The organism is Dyella tabacisoli, assembly GCF_003350925.1.
Lineage (GTDB): Bacteria > Pseudomonadota > Gammaproteobacteria > Xanthomonadales > Rhodanobacteraceae > Dyella_C > Dyella_C tabacisoli.
In genome coordinates this window covers 454,956-475,735 of the sequence record NZ_KZ857173.1, presented here as the reverse complement: position 1 = coordinate 475,735, position 20,780 = coordinate 454,956, and the positions used below count along the sequence as shown (strand labels likewise).

The 20,780-nt window shown below is 61.2% G+C and carries 21 protein-coding genes and 1 tRNA gene; 20 read left to right on the top strand and 2 right to left on the bottom strand.

Annotated elements, in window-relative coordinates:
* Window positions 1-48: 48 nt before the first annotated feature.
* From DVJ77_RS01860 to DVJ77_RS01830, 7 genes are all read left to right on the top strand, one after another.
* Complete coding sequence (locus tag DVJ77_RS01860) at window positions 49-474, top strand: MerR family DNA-binding protein (protein ID WP_114843746.1); 426 nt, start codon at window positions 49-51, stop codon at window positions 472-474.
* Between the two features lie 83 nt (window positions 475-557).
* Window positions 558-1,454, top strand: coding sequence for a DMT family transporter (locus tag DVJ77_RS01855; protein WP_114843745.1), 897 nt, complete (start codon window positions 558-560; stop codon window positions 1,452-1,454).
* 25 nt (window positions 1,455-1,479) lie between these two features.
* Window positions 1,480-2,760 carry a bifunctional tetrahydrofolate synthase/dihydrofolate synthase gene (gene folC, locus DVJ77_RS01850; RefSeq protein WP_114843744.1) on the top strand — a complete coding sequence of 427 codons (1,281 nt, stop codon included), beginning with the start codon at window positions 1,480-1,482 and terminating at the stop codon, window positions 2,758-2,760.
* Between the two features lie 101 nt (window positions 2,761-2,861).
* Window positions 2,862-3,908 (top strand): SPOR domain-containing protein, encoded by a 1,047-nt coding sequence (locus tag DVJ77_RS01845; protein WP_114843743.1) that lies wholly within the window; start codon window positions 2,862-2,864, stop codon window positions 3,906-3,908.
* A gap of 48 nt (window positions 3,909-3,956) precedes the next feature.
* The gene (locus DVJ77_RS01840; RefSeq protein WP_114843742.1) at window positions 3,957-4,628 is read left to right on the top strand and encodes a CvpA family protein; all 672 of its coding nucleotides are present in this window, start codon (window positions 3,957-3,959) and stop codon (window positions 4,626-4,628) included.
* A 54-nt stretch (window positions 4,629-4,682) separates the two neighbouring features.
* Window positions 4,683-6,158 (top strand): amidophosphoribosyltransferase, encoded by a 1,476-nt coding sequence (purF, locus tag DVJ77_RS01835; protein ID WP_114843741.1) that lies wholly within the window; start codon window positions 4,683-4,685, stop codon window positions 6,156-6,158.
* 63 nt (window positions 6,159-6,221) lie between these two features.
* Window positions 6,222-7,031 (top strand): ferritin-like domain-containing protein, encoded by an 810-nt coding sequence (locus DVJ77_RS01830; RefSeq protein ID WP_114843740.1) that lies wholly within the window; start codon window positions 6,222-6,224, stop codon window positions 7,029-7,031.
* 84 nt (window positions 7,032-7,115) lie between these two features.
* Here DVJ77_RS01830 and DVJ77_RS01825 read toward each other — a convergent pair.
* Window positions 7,116-7,192 (bottom strand) — tRNA-Pro (locus DVJ77_RS01825).
* A gap of 164 nt (window positions 7,193-7,356) precedes the next feature.
* On the opposite strand from DVJ77_RS01825, the gene hisS reads away from it, so the two are divergent.
* From hisS to hisIE, 13 genes are all read left to right on the top strand, one after another.
* Window positions 7,357-8,730, top strand: a complete 1,374-nt coding sequence (hisS, locus tag DVJ77_RS01820) for a histidine--tRNA ligase (protein WP_114843739.1) — start codon at window positions 7,357-7,359, stop codon at window positions 8,728-8,730.
* Between the two features lie 11 nt (window positions 8,731-8,741).
* Window positions 8,742-9,032 (top strand): hypothetical protein, encoded by a 291-nt coding sequence (locus tag DVJ77_RS20990; protein ID WP_162791324.1) that lies wholly within the window; start codon window positions 8,742-8,744, stop codon window positions 9,030-9,032.
* Between the two features lie 11 nt (window positions 9,033-9,043).
* Window positions 9,044-10,924: an HAL/PAL/TAL family ammonia-lyase gene (locus tag DVJ77_RS01815; RefSeq protein ID WP_114843738.1), complete on the top strand. Its 1,881-nt coding sequence runs from the start codon at window positions 9,044-9,046 to the stop codon at window positions 10,922-10,924.
* 252 nt (window positions 10,925-11,176) lie between these two features.
* Complete coding sequence (locus tag DVJ77_RS01810; protein ID WP_162791323.1) at window positions 11,177-11,812, top strand: DUF998 domain-containing protein; 636 nt, start codon at window positions 11,177-11,179, stop codon at window positions 11,810-11,812.
* 197 nt (window positions 11,813-12,009) lie between these two features.
* Window positions 12,010-12,348: a YerC/YecD family TrpR-related protein gene (locus DVJ77_RS01805; RefSeq protein WP_114843736.1), complete on the top strand. Its 339-nt coding sequence runs from the start codon at window positions 12,010-12,012 to the stop codon at window positions 12,346-12,348.
* Complete coding sequence (hisG, locus tag DVJ77_RS01800; protein ID WP_114843735.1) at window positions 12,345-13,238, top strand: ATP phosphoribosyltransferase; 894 nt, start codon at window positions 12,345-12,347, stop codon at window positions 13,236-13,238. The genes DVJ77_RS01805 and hisG overlap by 4 nt, the downstream gene beginning before the upstream one ends.
* 78 nt (window positions 13,239-13,316) lie before the next feature.
* On the top strand, window positions 13,317-14,669 hold the full coding sequence (gene hisD, locus DVJ77_RS01795) for a histidinol dehydrogenase (RefSeq protein WP_114843734.1): 1,353 nt from the start codon (window positions 13,317-13,319) through the stop codon (window positions 14,667-14,669).
* Window positions 14,666-15,766, top strand: a complete 1,101-nt coding sequence (hisC, locus tag DVJ77_RS01790; RefSeq protein ID WP_114843733.1) for a histidinol-phosphate transaminase — start codon at window positions 14,666-14,668, stop codon at window positions 15,764-15,766. The genes hisD and hisC overlap by 4 nt, the downstream gene beginning before the upstream one ends.
* Window positions 15,763-16,842, top strand: coding sequence for a bifunctional histidinol-phosphatase/imidazoleglycerol-phosphate dehydratase HisB (gene hisB / locus DVJ77_RS01785; RefSeq protein ID WP_114843732.1), 1,080 nt, complete (start codon window positions 15,763-15,765; stop codon window positions 16,840-16,842). The genes hisC and hisB overlap by 4 nt, the downstream gene beginning before the upstream one ends.
* Window positions 16,842-17,432, top strand: a complete 591-nt coding sequence (gene hisH / locus DVJ77_RS01780; protein WP_114843731.1) for an imidazole glycerol phosphate synthase subunit HisH — start codon at window positions 16,842-16,844, stop codon at window positions 17,430-17,432. The genes hisB and hisH overlap by 1 nt, the downstream gene beginning before the upstream one ends.
* Before the next feature lie 11 nt (window positions 17,433-17,443).
* On the top strand, window positions 17,444-18,172 hold the full coding sequence (gene hisA / locus DVJ77_RS01775; RefSeq protein ID WP_114843730.1) for a 1-(5-phosphoribosyl)-5-[(5-phosphoribosylamino)methylideneamino]imidazole-4-carboxamide isomerase: 729 nt from the start codon (window positions 17,444-17,446) through the stop codon (window positions 18,170-18,172).
* Window positions 18,166-18,936 carry an imidazole glycerol phosphate synthase subunit HisF gene (gene hisF / locus DVJ77_RS01770; RefSeq protein WP_114843729.1) on the top strand — a complete coding sequence of 257 codons (771 nt, stop codon included), beginning with the start codon at window positions 18,166-18,168 and terminating at the stop codon, window positions 18,934-18,936. The genes hisA and hisF overlap by 7 nt, the downstream gene beginning before the upstream one ends.
* Window positions 18,937-18,976: 40 nt before the next feature.
* Window positions 18,977-19,654, top strand: coding sequence for a bifunctional phosphoribosyl-AMP cyclohydrolase/phosphoribosyl-ATP diphosphatase HisIE (gene hisIE, locus DVJ77_RS01765; RefSeq protein ID WP_114843728.1), 678 nt, complete (start codon window positions 18,977-18,979; stop codon window positions 19,652-19,654).
* A 66-nt stretch (window positions 19,655-19,720) separates the two neighbouring features.
* Here the strand turns inward: hisIE and DVJ77_RS01760 are convergent, their stop codons facing one another.
* Window positions 19,721-20,764 carry a C13 family peptidase gene (locus DVJ77_RS01760; protein WP_114843727.1) on the bottom strand — a complete coding sequence of 348 codons (1,044 nt, stop codon included), beginning with the start codon at window positions 20,762-20,764 and terminating at the stop codon, window positions 19,721-19,723.
* Window positions 20,765-20,780: the final 16 nt, after the last annotated feature.

The following is a 20,780-nucleotide window of genomic DNA, read 5'->3' as shown; positions in this document are numbered from 1 at the left end:
TCGTGGTACTTGACTCTAGATCAAGGTCTAAGGTTTATGCTTGCATGCATGAACACAGCCCAAGCTTCTCTGACCATCGGTGCCGTCGCCAAGCGCGTCGGTGTGGCGATTGACACTATCCGTTACTACGAGCGCGAGGGCTTGCTGCCCGAGCCATTGCGGCGTGCCTCGGGCTACCGTAGTTACGACGAGGGCGCGGTGCGCCAATTGCGGTTTATCCGCCGTGCCAAGGATCTCGGTTTCACCTTGGAGGAGATTCGCGATCTGCTCGCTTTGTCGGCTGATCGCCATCGTGGCGTGAAAGCGGTAAAGCAGCGAGCGCAGCAGCGGTTGGCGGTGATCGAGGAGCGCATTGCCGAGCTGACGCGTGTGCGTGATGGCTTGGCGCAAATGATCGAGTCTTGTCCGGGGCACGGTTCGCCCGAGCAGTGTCCGATCTTGCGTGCCTTGGTGGCCGACGAGTCAGCCGTATAAAGGCGCTGCTGCCGTATGACGGCGTAGTGTTACCGATTGACGCGCGCCATTAGACTGCACGGTTCATTCGCCAAGCCGTCGCCATGTCCCATTCTTCGAATTCGCAGCGCGGTGCCGTGCTTGCTCTGTTTGCGGTCATTCTGATCTGGGCTTATAGCTGGATCGTGATGAAGCAGGTGTTGCAGCATGCGGGGCCATTTGAGTTCGCCGCATATCGCTACATGCTTGGCGCGCTGTTGTTGTTCGTCGTTCTACTGGTGTCGGGGCAATCGCTGCGGCCACCGCCTTTGTTGCCGACTGTGCTGATTGGCCTGTGTCAGACCGCCGCTTTTCAGGGGCTGGGGCAATGGGCGCTGGTCGACGGTGGCGCTGGCCATGTCGCCTTGCTCGCTTACACGATGCCGTTCTGGGCAGTGCTGCTGGCCTGGGTGATCCTGCGCGAGAAACCCAGCTCCCGGCACTGGTTCGGGCTGGGGCTTGCAGCTATTGGCCTGCTTTGCATTATCGAGCCGTGGCGAGGTTTGGGCAGTGTGCGGAGTACGTTGTTGGCGATAGGCGCCGGTAGCGCCTGGGCCATGGGCACGGTGTTGAGCAAGCGGATGTTTCAGCGCCATGCACCGACACCGCTCAATCTCACGGCATGGCAGATGCTGTTTGGCGCGCTGGGGCTGTGCGCCGTCACTATGCTGGTGCCGCAACGTCCGATCGACTGGAGTCCGGCCTTCATCACGGGGCTGGTGTATAGCGTGGTGATGGCATCCAGCGTGGCCTGGGGTTTATGGCTGGTGGTGCTACGGCAACTGCCCACGGCCGTGGCGAGCTTGTCCAGCCTGGGGGTACCGATAGTGGGTGTGCTGTTGGCCTGGGCGATCCTGCACGAACAGCCCACGAGGATGGAGGCGCTTGGTATCGCCTTTGTGCTGCTGGGCTTGATCGCGGTGAGCGGAGTGCGATTGGACAAGCTCTTGCGCCGTAGCTAATTGTTTTTGCTTTTGAGGTCATCCGATGACGCGAACGCTTGCCGCATGGTTGGTTTATCAAGAACAGGTCAATGTACGTAGCATTGAATTGGGCCTCGATCGCGTGCGCGCGGTATGGCAGCGCATGGGAGCGCCCGCGCTGGCTCGGCGGGTGATTACCGTGGGAGGCACTAATGGCAAGGGCTCTACCGTGGCCTTGCTGGAGGCGATGCTGCAAGCCGCCGACTTGCGCGTTGGCTGCTACACCTCGCCTCACTTGCTGCGCTACAACGAGCGGGTGCGAATCGATGGACACGATGCCGACGATGCCGCATTGATCGCCAGTTTCGAGCGCATCGAAGTGGCGCGCGGCGAGATTCCGCTGACTTATTTTGAGTTTGGCACGCTGGCCGCGCTGGATCTTTTTGCTCGCGCCGAATTGGATGTGGCGGTGCTGGAAGTGGGCCTGGGCGGCCGATTGGACGCGGTGAATATCATTGACGCCGATGTGGCCGTCGTCACTACCGTCGATCTCGACCATATGGATTGGCTGGGGGCCGATCGCGACCAGATCGGCCGCGAAAAAGCGGGCATTGCGCGTGCCGGCCGGCCGGTGATCGTGGGTGAGCTGGATCCTCCACATGGATTGCTGGATGCGTTGACGGCGGCGAAGGCACGCATCCAGCGCGCCGGGGTGGATTTTCTGGTCGAGCGTCAATCGGATAGCTGGCATTGGCGGCATCGGGATGGCTTGCTGTTGAGCCTGCCAAACCCTGCGCTGGCCGCGCCGGTGCAGCACGCCAACGCGGCGGCGGCGATTGCTGCTTTGCATGCGTTATGCGGGATGGATGCGCTGATTCCGGCGCAGGACTTTTCCGCATCCGTCACGGCCGGACTGCTTGCGGCCCGCGTACCGGCCCGTCTGCAGTTACTGGGGGGCGATCCAGCCTTGATCGTCGATGTGGGACATAACCCCCAGGCTGCGCGTGCCCTGGCTGAATGGCTGGATGCGCAGCCCGCCGCTCGCGTCCACGCCGTCTATGGCGCCTTGGCGGATAAGGACGTGGGCGGAATAGTCGCTGCTCTGGGCGATCGGATCGGGCATTGGCATTTGGCCGGGCTGGAGCACGATACGCCGCGTGGGCTTACGGCGGCGGCGCTGGCCGAGCAGCTTGCGCAAGTGCTGCCGCAGGCTCGTTTTGATGTGTATCCCGATGTGGCTGCCGCCTTGCGTGCCGCGCGGACAATCGCCCGGCCGGGCGAGCGTGTACTTGCGTTCGGCTCGTTTTTCGTCGCGGCCGCCGTGCTGGCTGAACGTGCTGGTTGAACAGACACTAAGATCGGATCCATCAGTAAGGCTCGGCGACGGGGTATGTCCGGGTATAATCGCGCCGGTTCGTGCCGCGCTTGTCGCTATTGGAGTCAGTCTTGAAAACACGTCTGCTGGGAGCCGCCGTCCTGATTGCGCTGGCGGTCCTGTTTGTGCCGATGTTCTTCTCCAGCAAGCCACCGGCTACCGGTGGGGATCAAACGGTGAGTCTGGCGATACCGCCGGCGCCCGATAGCGACCTGCAAACCAAGACCATGAGCCTGACCCCTGGCGTCTCGCCGACACCTGCGGGTGCGCCAGCGCCGGCCGCCGCGGCCAGCGTCCGTCCTGCAGCCGGCGGCGATAAACTCGCCACCGTCAATATTGCGTCTAACCGTCCGCGCGATGTGGAGACTGACCCCGGCGCCAGTCAAAAACCGGCGCCGACCACGGTAACGCAGCCGGCTGCCGCCCAGCCGAGCGCGATGCAGCCGTTGATTCCGGCGCAGACCAAGCCCGCTGAGCGAGCGGTCAGGACCGAACGCCCCGGAGTGACACCGGTCGCCACTACGCCGCCAAGCACGCCGGCAAGCCCGCCCCCGGCTCCCGCGCTGCCAGCGGCCACGGCGGCGCGCGGCCATTTCAATCTCAATCTGAGCGCCTACGCCTCTACCACCAGTGCGCAGAACTTGATGCAGCGCGTGCAAGGTCTGGGCTATCCGGTAGCGAGCCGGTCGATCAATCAGGCGGGCAAGCAACTTACTCTGGTGACCGCCGGTCCGTTTGAATCACGCGCGGCCGCCGAGGCGGCACGCCTGAAGATCACCCAGGCGATCCCTGGCGCACCGGCCCGGCTGGAGGCCGGCGCGACGACACCGACGCAAGATGCCGCGCCGGTCGCGGCGGCGAAAGCGCCGGCGGCGGCCCGTGCCGGCGGCTGGGCCGTGCAAGTGGCGGCCATGGGTAGCCAGGCCGATGCCAATGCCTTGCGCGACAAGCTGCGCGCCAATGGTTTCGACGGTTATGTGGATACGGTTAACGCCAACGGCAAGCAGCTTTGGCGGGTGCGTGCCGGCCCACAGACGCAGCGCGACGACGCCGTGCGCATTCGTGAGCAGATCAAGACCAAGCTCAGTATTGATGGCAACGTTGTCGCTGCTCCTTGATCCGGCACACCTTGGATTTCAAACCGAGCCCAATGAGTCGATGAATACATGAACTGGGCCGATTACATCATCATCGGCATACTCGGCCTGTCGGTATTGATCGGGCTTTGGCGGGGGCTTATTTCCGAGCTGCTCGCGCTGGTGATCTGGTCGGCGTCGTTCTGGGTGGCCTGGACTTTCGGGCCGAGCGTCTCCATGTACTTCGCGCATAGCATCTCGCTGCCGTCGGCGCGGATCTTCGTCGGCTACGGCATTTGTTTTCTGACCGTCTTGCTGGCCGGTGCGATGTTGCGATTTCTGGTCAAGCGATTGATCGCAGGTACGGGTTTATCCGGTACCGATCGTTTGTTCGGCACGGTATTTGGTTTTGCGCGTGGCGTGTTGCTGGTCACGCTGGTGGTGTTTCTGGTTGGCCTTACCCCATTGACGCGCGACCCGTGGTGGCGCGAATCGGCGTTGTTGCCGCAGTTCAAAGGCGTGGTGGCGTGGTTGGGAGACAGCATGCCCGAGAGCGTGCGTCATTACCTGCAGTCGCCGCCGGCCTTGCTCGATCATATGCCCGATATGCCTGCGATGCCCGTTTTGCCTACGTTTCCGGCGGCCTTGCCGGCAACTTTGCCTGGAATGCTGCCGATGGCAGAGCCTGCACGGGCGCATAGCGCTCCGGCAGTGGACAGGGCCAATGTAGACGACCCGGCAAACCATCAAAAGCACAGCTAAACAGTTTCCTCTACGTCAGTTTTAATACCTCCGTTTTTAATACAGGCTATAACCATGTGCGGAATCATCGGCATTGTCGGTACCACTGAGGTGGCATCGGCGCTTTATGACGGCTTGACCGTGTTGCAGCATCGCGGCCAGGACGCTGCCGGCATCGCTACCGTCGAAGGCGCCCGGCTGCGCTTGCACAAAGGCAACGGCCTCGTGCGCGATGTGTTCGGGCAAAGCGCGATGAGCGGGTTGCGCGGACGTATCGGCATCGGTCATTGCCGTTATCCCACCGCCGGCTCGGAAGGCTCCGCCGAAGCGCAGCCGTTCTACGTGAACTCGCCTTATGGCATCGCGTTTGCGCATAACGGCAATCTGGTCAACACCGAGATGCTGCGCCGCGAGATGTTCGAGGACGATCGCCGCCACATCAATACCGATTCCGACTCCGAAGTGTTGCTCAACGTGCTGGCGCACGAGCTGCAGATTCAGGACCGGATGGCGCTGACCCCGGACCACATCTTCAAAGCCGTCGCCGGCGTGCATGCGCGCGCGCGTGGTGGTTATGCCTGCCTGTCTTTGCTGCTCGGCTATGGCCTGCTGGCCTTCCGCGACCCGAATGGCATCCGTCCGCTGGTGCTCGGCGAGCGCGTTTCCGCCGAGGGGCGCGAGTATGCGGTGGCGTCCGAGTCGGTGGCGTTGGATGTACTCGGCTTCAAGCGCCTGCGCGATGTCGCGCCGGGTGAGGCGGTATACATCACGATGGACGGCCAACTGCACACCCGGATGTGTGCCGAAAGTGCCGTGCATGCACCGTGCATTTTCGAATACGTGTACCTGGCCCGGCCCGACTCGATGATCGAAAACGTTTCGGTCTACAAGGCCCGTCTGCGCATGGGCTATAAGCTGGCCGAGAAAATTCTGCGCGAGCGGCCCGACCACGGCATCGATGCGGTGATGCCTATTCCCGACACTTCGCGTACCGCCGCAAGCGCGTTGGCCGAGGCATTGGGTGTACCGTTCCGCGAAGGCTTCGTCAAGAATCATTACATCGGCCGCACCTTCATCATGCCGGGGCAGGGCGAGCGGGTGAAATCGGTGCGTCGCAAACTCAACGCGATCGATCTGGAATTCCGCAACAAAAACGTATTGCTGGTCGACGACTCGATCGTGCGCGGCACCACTTCGCGGCAAATCATCCAGATGGCGCGCGATGCCGGTGCCAAAAACGTGTACTTCGCTTCTGCCGCGCCGCCGGTGCGCTATCCGAACGTCTACGGCATCGACATGCCTGCCGCCTCCGAGCTGGTCGCTTCTGGCCACAGCATTGCCGAAGTGGAAAAAATACTCGGCGCCGATTGGCTGATTTACCAGGATCTGCAGGATCTGATCTGGGCTGTGCAGGATGGCAACGACGAGCTTAAGCACTTCGATACCTCGTGCTTCTCCGGCGAGTACGTCACGGGCCTGGATCAAACCTATTTGCAGCAGATTGAAATGCTGCGCTCCGACGATGCCAAAGCAGCCCGGCGTACTGTTTGATCCGTTCCATCCCCTGTACGCAGGGGATGGTTGGGCGTCCTCCCTGCAAACAGGAGAGGACGTTTGAGCACGCAAGACCTTCACGCCGCGGCTAAACGCTGCCTGGATGCCACCGACCCGGCCGAAAAGCTGCGTTTGACGCATGCCACCTGGCAAGCCTTGCAAGCCGGTGAGCTTCAGCCCGACCCGAATTCACCGCCACCCGAACCCATCGGTTCGCCCGGTCGGCCGGAGCGCCCGCATCTGGTGCCACAGCGGCAGGTGCCGCATCGTGGTCTTGGCTCGGCAGAGGGCCGGGCGGGCTTGGTGCATGCGGTAGCGCATATCGAGTTCAACGCGATCAACCTGGCCTGGGATGCGGTTTATCGTTTCCGCGACAAGCCCGGCGCCTATTACCGCGACTGGGCCGGCTGTGCGCATGACGAGGCACGGCATTTCGCCTTGCTGACCGGGCGTCTCGCCGAATTGGGCCATGTCTACGGTGACTTCGACGCGCATAACGGTTTGTGGGAGATGGCCGAGAAAACCGCGCTCTACGACACTGCGCGCATGGCGCTGGTGCCGCGAGTGCTGGAGGCGCGAGGCCTGGATGTCACGCCGGGGATGATCGAGCGCCTGCGTTGCGTCGGCGACGAAGGCACCATCGCCATACTCGAAGTGATTCTGCGCGAAGAAGTGGCTCACGTAGCCGCCGGTACGCGATGGTTTCGCTGGTGCTGCGAGCGTGATGGTCTCGATCCGCGCGAAACCTTTCTCGACCTGCTGCGCGACTATATGGGGCGCACCCTGCGCGGTCCGTTCAATCGGCCTGCGCGTATCGAGGCGGGCTTCGACGAAGAAGAGCTTGACCGGCTGACCATGCTGGCGCTCTAGCGCGTCTCTGGCGCGTATTTCTAGCGGATACAAATCTGGCGGATACAAAAAAGCCGGCGCGTGGCCGGCTTTTTCATCGAATTTTGGTCGGGGAGACAGGATTCGAACCTGCGACTTCTACGTCCCGAACGTAGCGCTCTACCAGGCTGAGCTACACCCCGTGGGAGCCGCGTATCTTAATGGCGGTTGGCGGCCTTGGCAACTGCTGGCGATGAATTCTTGTTCTGTGAACGCTCCAAGGCCGGTCTGGCCTTCTGTTAACCTATGCGGCTGCTGTCCGCGGCTTGTCGCGCGACGCTCATCCCCATCCGTTTGAGAGGATTTCATGGCGCTCACCCCGGCCCGCACCATGCCCGGTGTACTCGAATTGCTACCCCTGGACCAGATCGCGTTTCAGCGCATGCTCGACGTGATTCGTCGTAATTACGAGCGCTTCGGGTTTCTGCCGGTGGAGACGCCGGTAATCGAATTTTCCGATGTGTTGCTGACCAAGACCGGCGGCGAGACCGAGCGGCAGGTGTATTTCGTGCAGTCCACCGGCTCGCTGGAGCAGGGTGAGAAGCCTGACCTGGCGCTGCGCTTCGATCTCACGGTGCCGCTGGCGCGCTATGTCGCCGAGCATGAGCATGATCTCTCGTTCCCGTTCCGCCGTTATCAGATGCAGCGTGTCTATCGCGGCGAGCGCGCCCAGCGCGGTCGTTTCCGCGAGTTCTACCAGTGCGATATCGACGTGATCGGCAAAGACAGCCTGTCGGTGCGCTACGACGCCGAAGTGCCGGCGGTGATCTATAGCGTGTTCCGCGAGCTGAATATCGGTGCCTTCACGATCCAGCTCAACAACCGCAAGCTGTTGCGCGGGTTCTTCGAAAGCCTCGGTGTGGTCGACGGCGAGCAGCAGACCCTGGTGCTGCGCGAAGTGGATAAGCTCGATAAGCGCGGCGCGGACAGTGTGCGCGAGGTGCTTACCGGCGCCGCCTTTGGCCTGAGTGTCGACGTGGTCGAGAAGATTCTCGGTTTCGTGCAGGTGCGCTCCACCTCGCTGCAAGACGCCTATGACAAGCTCGATGCGCTGGGCGCAGGCCCGGAGTCGATGGAGCAGGGTCGGGCCGAATTGAAAGAGGTCTTGGGCTTGATCCATGCCTTTGGTGTGCCGGAGGCGTATTACGCGCTGAACTTGTCGATCGCCCGCGGTCTCGACTACTACACGGGTACGGTCTACGAGACTACCCTCAACGATCACCCGCAGATCGGCTCGATCTGCTCGGGCGGTCGCTACGAAAATCTCGCGGGTCAGTACACCAAATCGCATTTGCCCGGCGTAGGTATTTCAATCGGTCTGACGCGCTTGTACTGGCAGCTCCGCGACGCGGGTTTGGTGAGCACGGCAAATAGCACGGTGGATGTGCTGGTGACGCAGATGGACTCGGCACATATCCCGGCCTATCTGGAGTTGGCCAATGAGTTGCGTGGCGCAGGTATTGCCACTGAGGTCGTGCTCGAAGGCAGCAAGCTGGGCAAGCAATTCAAGTACGCCGACCGCGCCGGCATCCGCTTTGTGATCGTGCTGGGCGAAAACGAAATCGCCAAGGGCATGGTCACAGTGAAGGATCTGCGCCGCGAAGATCAGTTTGAAGTCGCGCGTAGCGAGCTTATCAAGGCCTTGCGGGTGGAGCTTGAGCAGCAGCAGGCCATGGGTTGATCGGATAACTCATGCGTAGCGTGGGTTATGTCGTTGCAACCGCCGTGTTGGCACTGACCAGTGGCTGTGCTTCTTTCGTCCACGTGACGTCCAGCAAGCTTGATGGTGAGCGCTATCGCATCGACTTTTCCGCTTGTCGCAGTGGCGATCCTGATCGATTAGTAATGCATGAATTGACCCGCCGGGCTGAAAAGCTCTGTCCGGCGGGTTATCGCTTCGACACCCAGCCAGACACGCACCGTGAAGTCATCGGTGACTGCATGGGGACGGTTTCCAGCATTGAACTGACCTGCCAATCTTGAAGAGGTAATGTATGTCTAAGGTGCTTTTGGATGGCAATAGCCTTACGCGTGAGCAGCTCGTTGCCGTAGCTCGGTTGGGTGCTAGCGTGGAGCTGGATCAGGCGCAGCTAACGCACGTACAGCGCGCTGCCGATTTTCTGGCCGAGAAGGTGAGTTGCGGCGAGCCGACGTATGGCGTCACCACCGGCTTCGGCAGCAACGCCGACAAATTGCTGGGCGCGCACCGCCTGCGCGATGAGCTGCCGGGCGGCAACAACGTCAAGTCGGAAGGTTCGCTGCTGGAGGAGTTGCAGCACAATCTGATTACCACGCACGCGGTATGCGTAGGCAAGCCGTTCTCCGCCGAAGTGGTGCGAGCGATGTTGGTCATCCGCATCAATACCTTGATGCGCGGCCATTCCGGTATCCGGGTCGAGACTTTGCAGGCACTCACCGCCATGCTCAACAGCGGCGTGGTGCCGGTGGTGCCGGAGAAAGGCTCGGTCGGCGCCAGCGGCGATCTGGCGCCGCTCTCGCATCTGGCTATCGTGCTGCTCGGTGGCGGCGAAGCGTTTTATAAGGGCGAGCGTTTGCCCGGTGGCGAAGCGTTGCAGCGGGCGGGTCTTGCGCCGATCCGCTTGTCTTTCAAAGAAGGCCTTGCGCTCAACAACGGTACGGCGCAAATGCTGGCCACCGGTGTATTAGCGCTGGATATGCTTGAGCATTTGCTGGATACGGCCGATCTCGCCGCCTCGATGACACTCGATGCGTTCGCTGGCCGCAGTGGTGCATTACGCCCTGAAGTGCATGCGTTGCGTCCCCATCCTGGGCAGGTCGAAACAGCGGCGCATGTGCGCGAGTTACTCGTGGACAGCACTCTTGTCGACATTCCTTACCACCTGGTCCCGCGTTTCAAGTCATGGACGGCCGAAGCCTGGGCCACGCCGGAAGATCAGGCGCTGACCTTCGACATCGGCTGGGATTGGGTGCCGGCCAATCAGCGTCACGGCCGCGAAGCGTTTTATGCGCGTTTTCTGCCATTCCGTGGCGGCAAGAAGCATCAGCCGCAGGATGCGTATTGCCTGCGCTGCATGCCGCAAGTGCATGGCGCGGTACGTGATGCCTGGGCGCAAGCGTGCCGAGTGTTCGATATCGAGTTGAATGCAGTTACTGATAATCCGCTGATTTTCCCGAATGCCGAGGGCGCGCAATTTATTGAAGAGCAGGTGATTTCGGCGGGTCATTTCCATGGCATGCCGTTGGCCCTGGCGATGAGCTACGTCAAGGCTGCGATCCCGGTGCTGGCTTCGATCTCTGAGCGTCGTTTGAACAAGCTGGTCGATCCGGCGACCAATGACGGCTTGCCGGGTTTCCTCACCGGCAATGAGGATGGCACTGACTCCGGTTTCATGATTGTGCAGTACACCGCCGCGGCCCTGGTCAACGACCTCGCCACCCGTGCTCACCCGGCCAGCGTCTATTCGGTGCCGACCAGCGCGAATGCCGAAGACCATGTGTCGATGGGTGCGAACGAAGCGCGTCATGTGCTGGAAATGATGGAAGACCTGAGCCACGTGCTTGCGCTGGAGCTTTACACCGCGGCGCAGGCGCTGGATTTCCGCCAGGCCATGCTCAATACCGCACGCCGGCTTGCCGCACGTGGCGATTGGCGGGCGCTGGCCGGCAAGATCGCCAATGCACCGCGTGAGGATCACCCGCACTATGCGCAGTTTGCCGATGAGGTGAAGCAGCTTATGGCCGCGCTCGCACATGTGGGTGATTTCCATGCCGGTGCTTCGGTGCGGACGGCGCATGCGGTGTTGCGGGAGCATATTGGTTTTATGTCGCGTGATCGTGCGATGGACGGTGATGTGCGTAGGGTTTGTGAGTTGGTGCGGGATCGGGTTTTGTAAGAGGGGCTGGTTCGCCTGTAGCGCGCTTTCGAGCCCCTGCCGGGGTCCGAGTCACTTTCTCTTGATGCTGTAACCAACGGAGAAAGCCACCCCAGTGCGTCGCCCTGTCAAAAACAGCGAGCGCTGCACTTTTGCCCCTCCCCCTACTCGTAGGGGGAGGCTGGGAGGGGGTCTGTTCTTGCGACAAGCCTTCACGTTTTTCCGGCACACTGATGCCGGTCGCTAACGTGAAGTAGGTCTAGATCGATGCTGATGAATCACCCTGCTCAGACGGTTCGATCGATAGCGTGGCTGCAGGTATTGGCAGTTATCGCCTTCGCCTTGGTCTGTGGTGCCGCACAGTTCATACGATATGACCTCGATCCGATCGCGATCCCGTTGAGTGCTTATCTCGACGGGCCTGGCGGCGTATATGTCCGTTCGGTGTATTACCTGATGACCCCTGTATTGATCGGTTTTGCGTGGGCGGGGTATCAGGTCACTTCAATCGAAAAGCGCAGCGCGCTCGCCGCGGTGTTGTTCGTGGTGGCCGGGGTGTCGCTGTCGCCGGTGGCGGCAACCGTATCTTTTGCGGGGACCCCGCATGAGAATCTCGCCAGGTTGATTCATGGGCTGGCCGCGCAGACGACCTTCCTCTGCCTTAGCTTCGGTATGTTGCTGTTGTCGGCGCGTTGGCGGCGTGATCCGCGCTTGCATCAGGGAGGTCCCCTGGGTGTCGTGCTGGCCTGGCTGGCGACAGCGGCGTTGTGGCTACAGATACTGGACCACCGCCTGCCACGTGGGCTGGTGCAGAAGCTGCTGATTGTGCTGATCCTGCTATGGCTGGGTTGGGCTGCGTGCCAAATGCTGCGCGTTACCTCGACGGCTTCGCGAGCCAGCATCAAGTAGCCAACGCCTTTGATAGCCGCGTGGCGCGCATAACGACGTGAATCGAGCCTGTTCATCCGGGGCGATCCACGCGCGCGGCAAGCGGCCGGGCCGGTAGCCGGCCGCTAAACATGGCCTGAGAGGGCGCGGATTGCCGCTTGCTGCGGCGCGATGACCTGCGTATGATGCGATCCACTGTATTAATGCGTTAACACATTATGAAGCGTCGATCGCTAGACCCCGAGACCCCCACCGAGTCCGCCGAGCTAAGCCTTTGCGAGGCGTTGCTGTCGCTGAAAAATGCCGATGAGATGGCGGCCTTCTTGCACGATTTGTGCACTCCCGCTGAGCTAGAAGTGCTGATAGACCGCTGGCGGGTGGTGCCGTATCTGCTCGATGGTGTGTCTTATCGCGAGATTCACGAGCGCACGGCGGTGAGCATCACCACCATCGGCCGCGTCGCGCGTTATCTCAATCAGGGCAGTGGCGGCTATCTGGCTGCGGCTGCGCATGCCTCGCGCAGCAAGAAAACCAAAGCGAAGAAGGTGTTGGCATGAAGCCCCGCGATCGTTTGCGTATTGCCATGCAGAAGTCCGGCCGACTCACCGAGCCGGCGCTGGAATTGCTGAACCGTTGCGGCCTCAGTTTTCGGCAGAGTCGTGACAAGTTGTTTTGCTTCGGTGAGGGCGAGCCGGTCGATTTACTGCTGGTGCGCGATGACGACATTCCAGGGCTGATTGCTCAAGGCGTATGCGATCTGGGCATCGTCGGCCGCAATGTGCTGAACGAGTACCAGCTTACGGCGGGTCTGGACGCGGCGCCGCTGAGCGAATGGCGACCGCTTGGATTTGGCCGCTGCCGGTTGTCTATCGCCGTGCCGCAGGAGCTGGACTACCAGCAGCCGAAGCAATTGGCTGGAACCCGTATCGCTACGTCATATCCCGGCTTGCTCGGACAGTGGCTACGTGGACACGGTATCGAAGCCGGGGTGGTGACGCTGGCTGGTTCGGTCGAGATCGCGCCACGGCTGGGTACGGCCGATGCGATCTGCGACCTGGTCCAGAGCGGTGGCACCCTGGTGGCCAATCAGCTCCGCGAGGCTGAGGTGCTGTTGGAGAGCGAAGCGGTGCTGGCCGGTCCGCAGGTGCTGCCGACCGATGAACGCGGCGACATGATCGAGCTGCTGTTGAAGCGGCTGGACGGGGTGATTCAGGTGCGCGAGTCACGCCTGCTGCTGTTGCAAACCTCGCGTAGCACCTTGGAGGCGGTAACCCGCTTGTTGCCCGGCGGCCCGCAGCCGACCTTGCTATCGGTAGCGGGTCAGCCCGATCAACTCATGTTGCAGGCGCTGTGCGCAGGTGAAGTGAGCTGGCGGCAATTGGAAGAGATCAAGAAGGCCGGTGCGCGCGAAATGTTTGTGTTGCCGGTGGAGAAAATGCTGGCTTAGAGCGGGCTCGCGTAAAAGCAGGTCGGCTTAAGGCAGGCTGGTTTAAAGCAGATGGCATGAGATGAAAGGCGGGTTGGTATGAAGCGGCTGGATTGGAATGTATTGGATGAGCAGGCGCGACGCACGGCGCTGGCACGGCCCGCACAATTGCGTGCCGATGCGTTGCGTCAAAGCGTCGAGCAGATTATTGCCACCGTACGCGAGCGTGGTGATGAAGCCTTGTTCGAGTTCAGTGCGAAATATGATCGTTGCGTACTGGAAGCCATCGAGGTTACCGAGGCTGAATTTGCGGCTGCCGAGGCGGCGCTCGATCCGGCTCTGAAGGCCGCGATCCATGAAGCAGCCGCGCGTATCGAGATATTTCACCGCGCGACGGCGCCGCAGCCGGTCGCCGTCGAAACGGCCGGTGGCGTAAGAGTGGAGCGTGTACTGCGCGCTGTTGCGCGAGTCGGCTTATACGTGCCGGCAGGCAGTGCGCCGTTACCGTCGACTGCGCTGATGCTCGGCGTGCCGGCGCTTATCGCTGGTTGTCGTGAGGTGGTGTTGTGTTCGCCGGCGCGTGCCGATGGCCGCTGCGATGAAGCCGTGCTGTATGTCGCGCGCATCACCGGCGTGCATAAGGTGTTCAAGCTTGGTGGCGCGCAGGCGATCGCGGCGATGGCCTATGGCACGGCTTCGGTGCCCAAGTGCGACAAATTGTTCGGCCCCGGCAACGCCTGGGTCACCGAGGCCAAGCTACAAGTGTCGGCCGACCCCGAGGGCGCCGCGATTGATATGCCGGCAGGCCCATCCGAGGTATTGGTGATCGCCGATGAGGCGGCGAATCCGGTCTTCGTCGCCGCCGATCTGCTCTCCCAGGCCGAGCACGGGCCGGATTCGCAGGTGATCTTGCTCAGCCCTTCGTACGCCATGCTCGATCGGGTCGCCGGCGAAGTCGAACGCCAGTGCGCCGAATTGCCCCGTTGTGCGATCGCGTTGCAGGCGTTGGCGCAGAGCCGATTGATCGCGGTCGATTCGCTGGAACAGGCGGTCGAGGTGAGTAACCGCTATGCGCCCGAGCACTTGATTCTGCAGGTGGCCGAACCGCGCGCATTGCTTGACGGCATTGACAGTGCCGGCTCGATTTTTTTGGGTGCCTGGACGCCTGAGTCGGTGGGGGACTACTGCAGCGGCAGCAATCATGTGCTGCCGACTTACGGCTACGCCCGCAGCTATAGCGGTGTGTCGGTGGCCAGTTTTCAAAAGCAGATCACGGTGCAAGAGCTGAGCGCAGAAGGTTTGCGCGCGATTGGCCCATGCGCCGCTATCTTGGCTGCTGCGGAGCAGTTGGAGGCGCATCGCCGCGCGGTGACCTTGCGCTTGGAAGCATTGGATCAAATGGTATTGAATCAATCTGTATTAGATCGGACTGTATCGGAGCGGCTGACATGAGTGTGCTTGATCTTGCACGGCCGGAGATCCGCGCCATGCAGCCGTATTCCTCCGCACGGATGGAGGCCAGCGGTGGGCAGGTTTTTCTCAATGCGAATGAATCGGCCTGGGCACCGTCAGGCGAAGCAGGGCAGGGTTGTAATCGCTATCCCGAGCCGCAGCCGGCGGCCTTGGTCGAGGCATTGGCAAGTCTTTATGGCGTGCGTCACGAGCAGCTATTGATCGGTCGCGGCAGCGACGAAGCCATCGATCTTTTAGTCCGCGCGTTTTGCCGCGCCGGCGAGGACGCGATCCTGATTCAGCCGCCGACCTTTGGCATGTATGCGGTCTGTGCGCGGATCCAGAACGCCGCCGTGGTCGAAGTGGCGTTGACGGCCGATTTCACACTTGATGTGGATGCTGTGCTGGCGGCACTGACCCCGTCCGTCAAGCTGGTTTTCGTTTGCACACCGAACAATCCGAGTGGACGGCCGATACCACGGGCAAGCATCGAGCGATTGGCTGCAGCCCTGACCGGCAAGGCCCTGCTGGTAGTGGACGAGGCCTATATCGAATTTGTCGATGCGGGCGAGGACGGCAGCGTATCGGATCTGATCGAGCGTTATGAGCACCTCGCTGTGCTGCGTACCTTGTCCAAGGCGTGGGCCTTGGCCGGTGCACGCATTGGCTGCCTGCTGGCGAATGCCGAGGTGATCGCTTTGTTGCGGCGAATCATTCCACCGTATCCGCTGCCTCTGCCATGCGTGGCGGCGGCGCTAGAGGCGTTATCGCCTGTTGGTAAAGACCGTGCTCACGAACATGTGCGCATCGTGCGCGAGCAGCGCATGCGGATGACCGAGGCATTGCGCGACCTACCCGGTGTGCGCGAAGTATTGCCTTCGCAGGCGAATTTTCTCGCCGTTCGTTTTGAGCAGGCTGCGGCGGTGTACCAGCGTCTGCTTGCGGCCGGCATCGTCGTGCGCAATGTGCAGCGTTATCCCAATCTCGGCGATGCGTTGCGCATCACCATGGGCACGGCGGAGGAAAACGCGCGCGTATTGCAGGTATTGCAAGAGCCGGTTTTACACGAGCAGGCTCTACAAGGAGATGCGATATGAGTCGCAAGATACTTTTTGTCGATCGCGACGGTTGCCTGATCGAAGAGCCGGCGGACGAACAGATCGACAGCTATGAAAAGCTGGCGTTGCTACCCGATGTCGTCGCCGCATTGCAGCGCTTTGTCAGCAGCGGCTATGAACTGGTGATGGTGACCAATCAGGACGGTCTCGGTACGGACCGTTTTCCAGAGGCGCATTTCGCCGGTCCGCATGCCTTGCTCATGCGTATTTTTGCGTCGCAGGGTGTTCGTTTTCACGAGGTGTTGATCGACCGCAGTTTTCCGCAGGATGGCCTGGATACGCGCAAACCTGGCGTGGGCATGCTGCGCCACTATCTTGCCGACGATGGTTGGAGCCGCACGGCATCGGCGATGGTCGGCGACCGCGATACCGACTTGCAGTTTGCCGCCAATATGGGCGTGCGCGGCTTTCGCGTAGGTTTGCCGGGTGTAGGGCTGCCAGGCATCGGCTGGAGCGAGATCGCGCACCGTATGCTCGATGCGCCACGTACTGCGACCATCGTGCGCAACACCAAGGAAACCCGTATCACCGTCAACGTGGATCTGGATCGAATCGCCGAGCCCAAAGCGCATACCGGCATCGGTTTCTTCGACCATATGCTGGAACAGATCGGCAAGCACGGCGGTTTTGCCTTGGAGTTGAACTGCGACGGCGACACTCATATCGACGAGCACCACACGATCGAAGACTGCGCACTGGCTCTCGGTCAGGCATTGAAACAAGCGCTGGGCGACAAACGTGGCATTGGTCGCTATGGATTCACCTTGCCGATGGACGAGGCGCAAGCCAGTGCTGCATTGGATTTGTCCGGTCGGCCGTACTTCGTGTTCGAGGGCAGCTTTCCGCGCGAGCGCGTAGGTGAAGTACCCACCGAGCTGGTGCCGCATTTTTTCCGTTCGTTATGCGAGACCTTGGGCGCCAATCTGCATTTGGCCGTGCGCGGAGAGAATGCGCATCACATGGTGGAGGCCTGTTTCAAAGTGGTCGCGCGTACATTGCGCCAGGCGTTCCGTCGCGAAGGGAGCGAGCTTCCCAGTACGAAGGGCGCGCTGTAATGGCCGTGGTCTTAGTGGATGCCGGCGGCACCAATATCGGCTCGGTGCGCTATGCACTGCAACGGCTTGGGGTGGATGCCGAACTGACGGCGGATGCCGCACTGATTCGTGCGGCCGACAAAGTGATCTTGCCCGGTGTCGGTGCTGCCGGCCCCGGTATGGCGCGTTTGCACGAACTGGGTCTGGTCGAGCTGATGCGCTCGTTGACGCAGCCGGTACTCGGTGTCTGTCTGGGTATGCAGTTGCTATGCAGGCGTTCGGAAGAAGCTGAAGTCGATTGCCTCGGGCTGATTCCCGCCCATGTGCAACGCTTTGTCGAAGCGCCGGGCATGCGCGTGCCGCATATGGGCTGGAACCAACTGCGCGTGCGGAAACCTCATCCATTGCTGAGCGGGTTGAGCGAAAAGGATTGGGCCTACTTTGTGCACAGCTATGCGGTGCCTGTGGGTGACTACACCCTGGTCACGGCCGACTATGGTGGCGAGTTCTCTGCCGTGATCGCGCACGATAATTTTTATGGCATGCAGTTTCACCCCGAGCGTTCGGCCGAAGTCGGCGCCAAACTCCTCAAGAATTTTCTAGTGCTATGACATCTTCAGCGATGACATTTGTGGTGATCCCCGCGATTGACCTGCGCAATGGCCGCGTAGTGCGGTTGAAGCAAGGCGATTACGCGCAGCAAACGATTTATGCGACCGACCCGCGCGAGTTGGCGCAAAGCTATGCCGATGCCGGTGCGCGTTGGCTGCATCTGGTTGATCTGGATGGCGCTCGCTCGGGTAGTCTCGACAACCTTGCGGTGATCGAGTCGATCGCCTCAAGCGGCATGCAGATTCAGGCAGGTGGCGGTGTGCGTGGCGAGGATGATGTGCAGCGCTTGTTCAATGCCGGCGTAAGCCGAGTGGTGCTGGGTAGTGTGGCTATTCGTGAGCCTGAGCTGGTAGCGGGATGGCTGGCGACGTACGGAACAGAGCGTTTGACTATCGCACTCGATACTCGTCGTATCGATGGTCGCTGGGCTTTGCCCAGCGCCGGCTGGACCGAGCTGGAAGCGCGCACCCTGGACGAGCTGGCGCCTTGGTATGCCAGTCGAGGCGCAGGCCATTTGCTGTGCACCGACATCGACCGCGATGGCATGCTGGCCGGGTTCAATCTCGATCTTTATCGCCATTTGTCTGCCACGGTTCCGCACATGGCAGTGCAGGCGTCCGGTGGGGTGCGTTCGCTGGACGATATTCGTGCTGCGCGGGAGGCCGGCGCTCGAGCGGTGATTCTTGGGCGTGCGCTGCTGGAAGGTCGTTTCACCTTGCAGGATGCATTGATATGTTGAGCCGACGCATCATCCCTTGTTTAGACGTCCGTGACGGCAAGGTGGTCAAGGGCGTGCGTTTTCGCGATCACGTGGTGATGGGCGAAATCGTCGACCTGGCGATGCGCTATCGCGATGAAGGCGCCGATGAGCTGGTGTTCTACGACATCACCGCCAGTCCGCAGGAACGCAGCGTGGATCGTGCCTGGGTGGAACGCGTGGCGCGCGTTATCGATATCCCGTTTTGTGTTGCCGGTGGTATTCGCAATGTAGAGCAGGCGCGTAGCGTGTTACATGCCGGTGCCGACAAGATTTCAGTGAATTCGCCAGCGCTTGAGCGGCCCGGATTGATCGATGAACTGGCGGCCGCGTTTGGTGTGCAATGCGTGGTCGTCGGCATCGATAGCCTGCGTGACGACGATGGGATATGGCGGGTGCGTCAGTACACCGGTGACCCTTCGCGTACTCAGGCACTGGCGCGCAGCACGCTCGATTGGATGTGCGAAGTACAGCAGCGCGGCGCCGGCGAGATCGTGCTCAATTGCATGGGGAGCGATGGCGTGCGCCAAGGGTACGATCTGGAGCAGCTCGAAGTGGCCCGCGCGGTCTGTCAGGTTCCGTTGATCGCCTCTGGCGGCGCTGGATTACCGGAGCATTTTCGCGATGCCTTTGCCGACGCCGATGTGGACGGCGCGCTGGCCGCCAGCGTGTTCCATTCCGGCGCCATCGCGATTCCGGCGCTCAAGAGCTATCTACGCAAGCAAGGTATCGAGGTGCGTTTATGAGTGTGTACACAGCGGATAAGACCAGGTCAGGACTTCAGCGATGAGCGACGTACATACCCCCCCCCCACAGCTCGCCGAGTCTGATCTGACCAAATTAGACCAGACCAAATTAGATCTGGATTGGGCGAAAGGCGATGGCTTGTTGCCGGCGATCGTGCAGCATTGGCTAAGCGGCGAAGTGCTGATGCTTGGCTATATGAACGCCCAAGCGCTGACGCAAACGCAGAGCAGCGGTCATGTCACGTTTTACAGCCGCAGCAAACAGCGCTTGTGGACCAAGGGCGAAAGTTCAGGCCACACGCTCGTGCTGAAATCCGTTCGCATGGATTGCGATGCCGACACCTTGCTGATTCAAGCCGAGCCGCACGGACCGACCTGTCATCGAGGTACATCGAGTTGCTTTGGCGAGAGCGCAACGGTGCGTCCGCCGTTGGGTTTTCTGGCCGAGCTCGATGCCTTAGTTGCACACCGCTATAGCGAGCGACCCGCCGGCAGCTACACCACCAGCCTGTTCGACGGCGGTATCCGTCGCATGGCGCAAAAGGTGGGTGAGGAAGGTGTGGAAACAGCGCTGGCTGCGGTAACTCAAGAGGATGCGGAGCTGCTTGGCGAGGCTGCCGATCTGGTTTTTCACCTTACGGTGCTGCTGCGGGCTCGTGGTTTAGGACTGGCGGATGTTGCCGCAGTGCTGGCAGAACGGCACGCTGAGCGCCCCTGAAGGCGTGGGGCGTTTGCCTCTCTCCCCAGCAGCGTACGTCCGCTGCAAAAACCGTGCGCAAGGCGCTTAAGGGGTATTTGCGCCTGGATGTTGCATCGGCTTTGCCGGCGTAAACGGCACCGCTGGTCCGGGTGTGATGCTTTTGCGCCATTGCGCTAGCTGCTCGGCAATGCCGGTGCCGACGTCAATTTGTGGCTCGGAGGGGACGAGCTGATCTTTTTGTTCCCACTGTGCGATTTGACCGCTGGCTTGTTTGAAGGCCTCGATAAAGTCCGGGGTGCGGTTCAGCGCATAGGTCAGCCAGGCTTTGCCGAAATAGGTAATGTCCGAGTCACTGCCGCAACCAAATGAGCTGCGATCAGTGCGCGCGGCCGTCATCACCAAGGTGTTCGGGCCGCGCAATGTGGGTACAAAACCGCCGGAATAGCAGGCGTTGACCACCACGACTTTCCATCGGAAAGGGTGTTTCTTAAAAATCTCGGCAAGGTCCGCGGCACCTATCTGATCGAGGGGCAGGGGATCCATATCGATCAACAGGTTGTGTTCTTCGTCGCCGTGGGTGGTGAGATAAAGCATCAAGATGTCTTCATCCGGCTTCATCACGCTGCTCAGGCTGTCGAGTGCGTTTTCCAGGTTGCTCCAGGTCGCCAGCGGGCGCGTGCTGAGGGTGGTCGGGTGATTTTCCAGCACCAAGGTATGCGCAGTGGCACCGAAGCGGCCGGCAAACAACTTCGACGTGTATTCGGCTTCGTTGTGAAACACATCCTCGCCACCGTCGCCGGCGAAGGCCACCACATAGAGGTTGGGCTTATTGAGCACGCGCGGGCTAAGTTGCTCGATGGCATGGTGCAATAGCTGCGGTTGAGCGTAGATCACCTGCTCGGGTGACAGCCCTTGCAGTGGCCAGTCGCTGCCCATGGCATCGCCGTCGACATCGCCATGAGCCGCATCGGCCACGGATGCAGCGCTGGCCGGATTCGAGCGCGCGGTGATTTTCGTGCCGGTGGGACCTGTCCCGGCAAGCTCGCCAGGCGGCGCGTAGTGCGACAGCACCAGCATCAGCAAGATACCGGCGGCAAAGGCGAGTAGGGCGGTCAGTGCGGTACGCATGCGTGGGCTTGCCCGA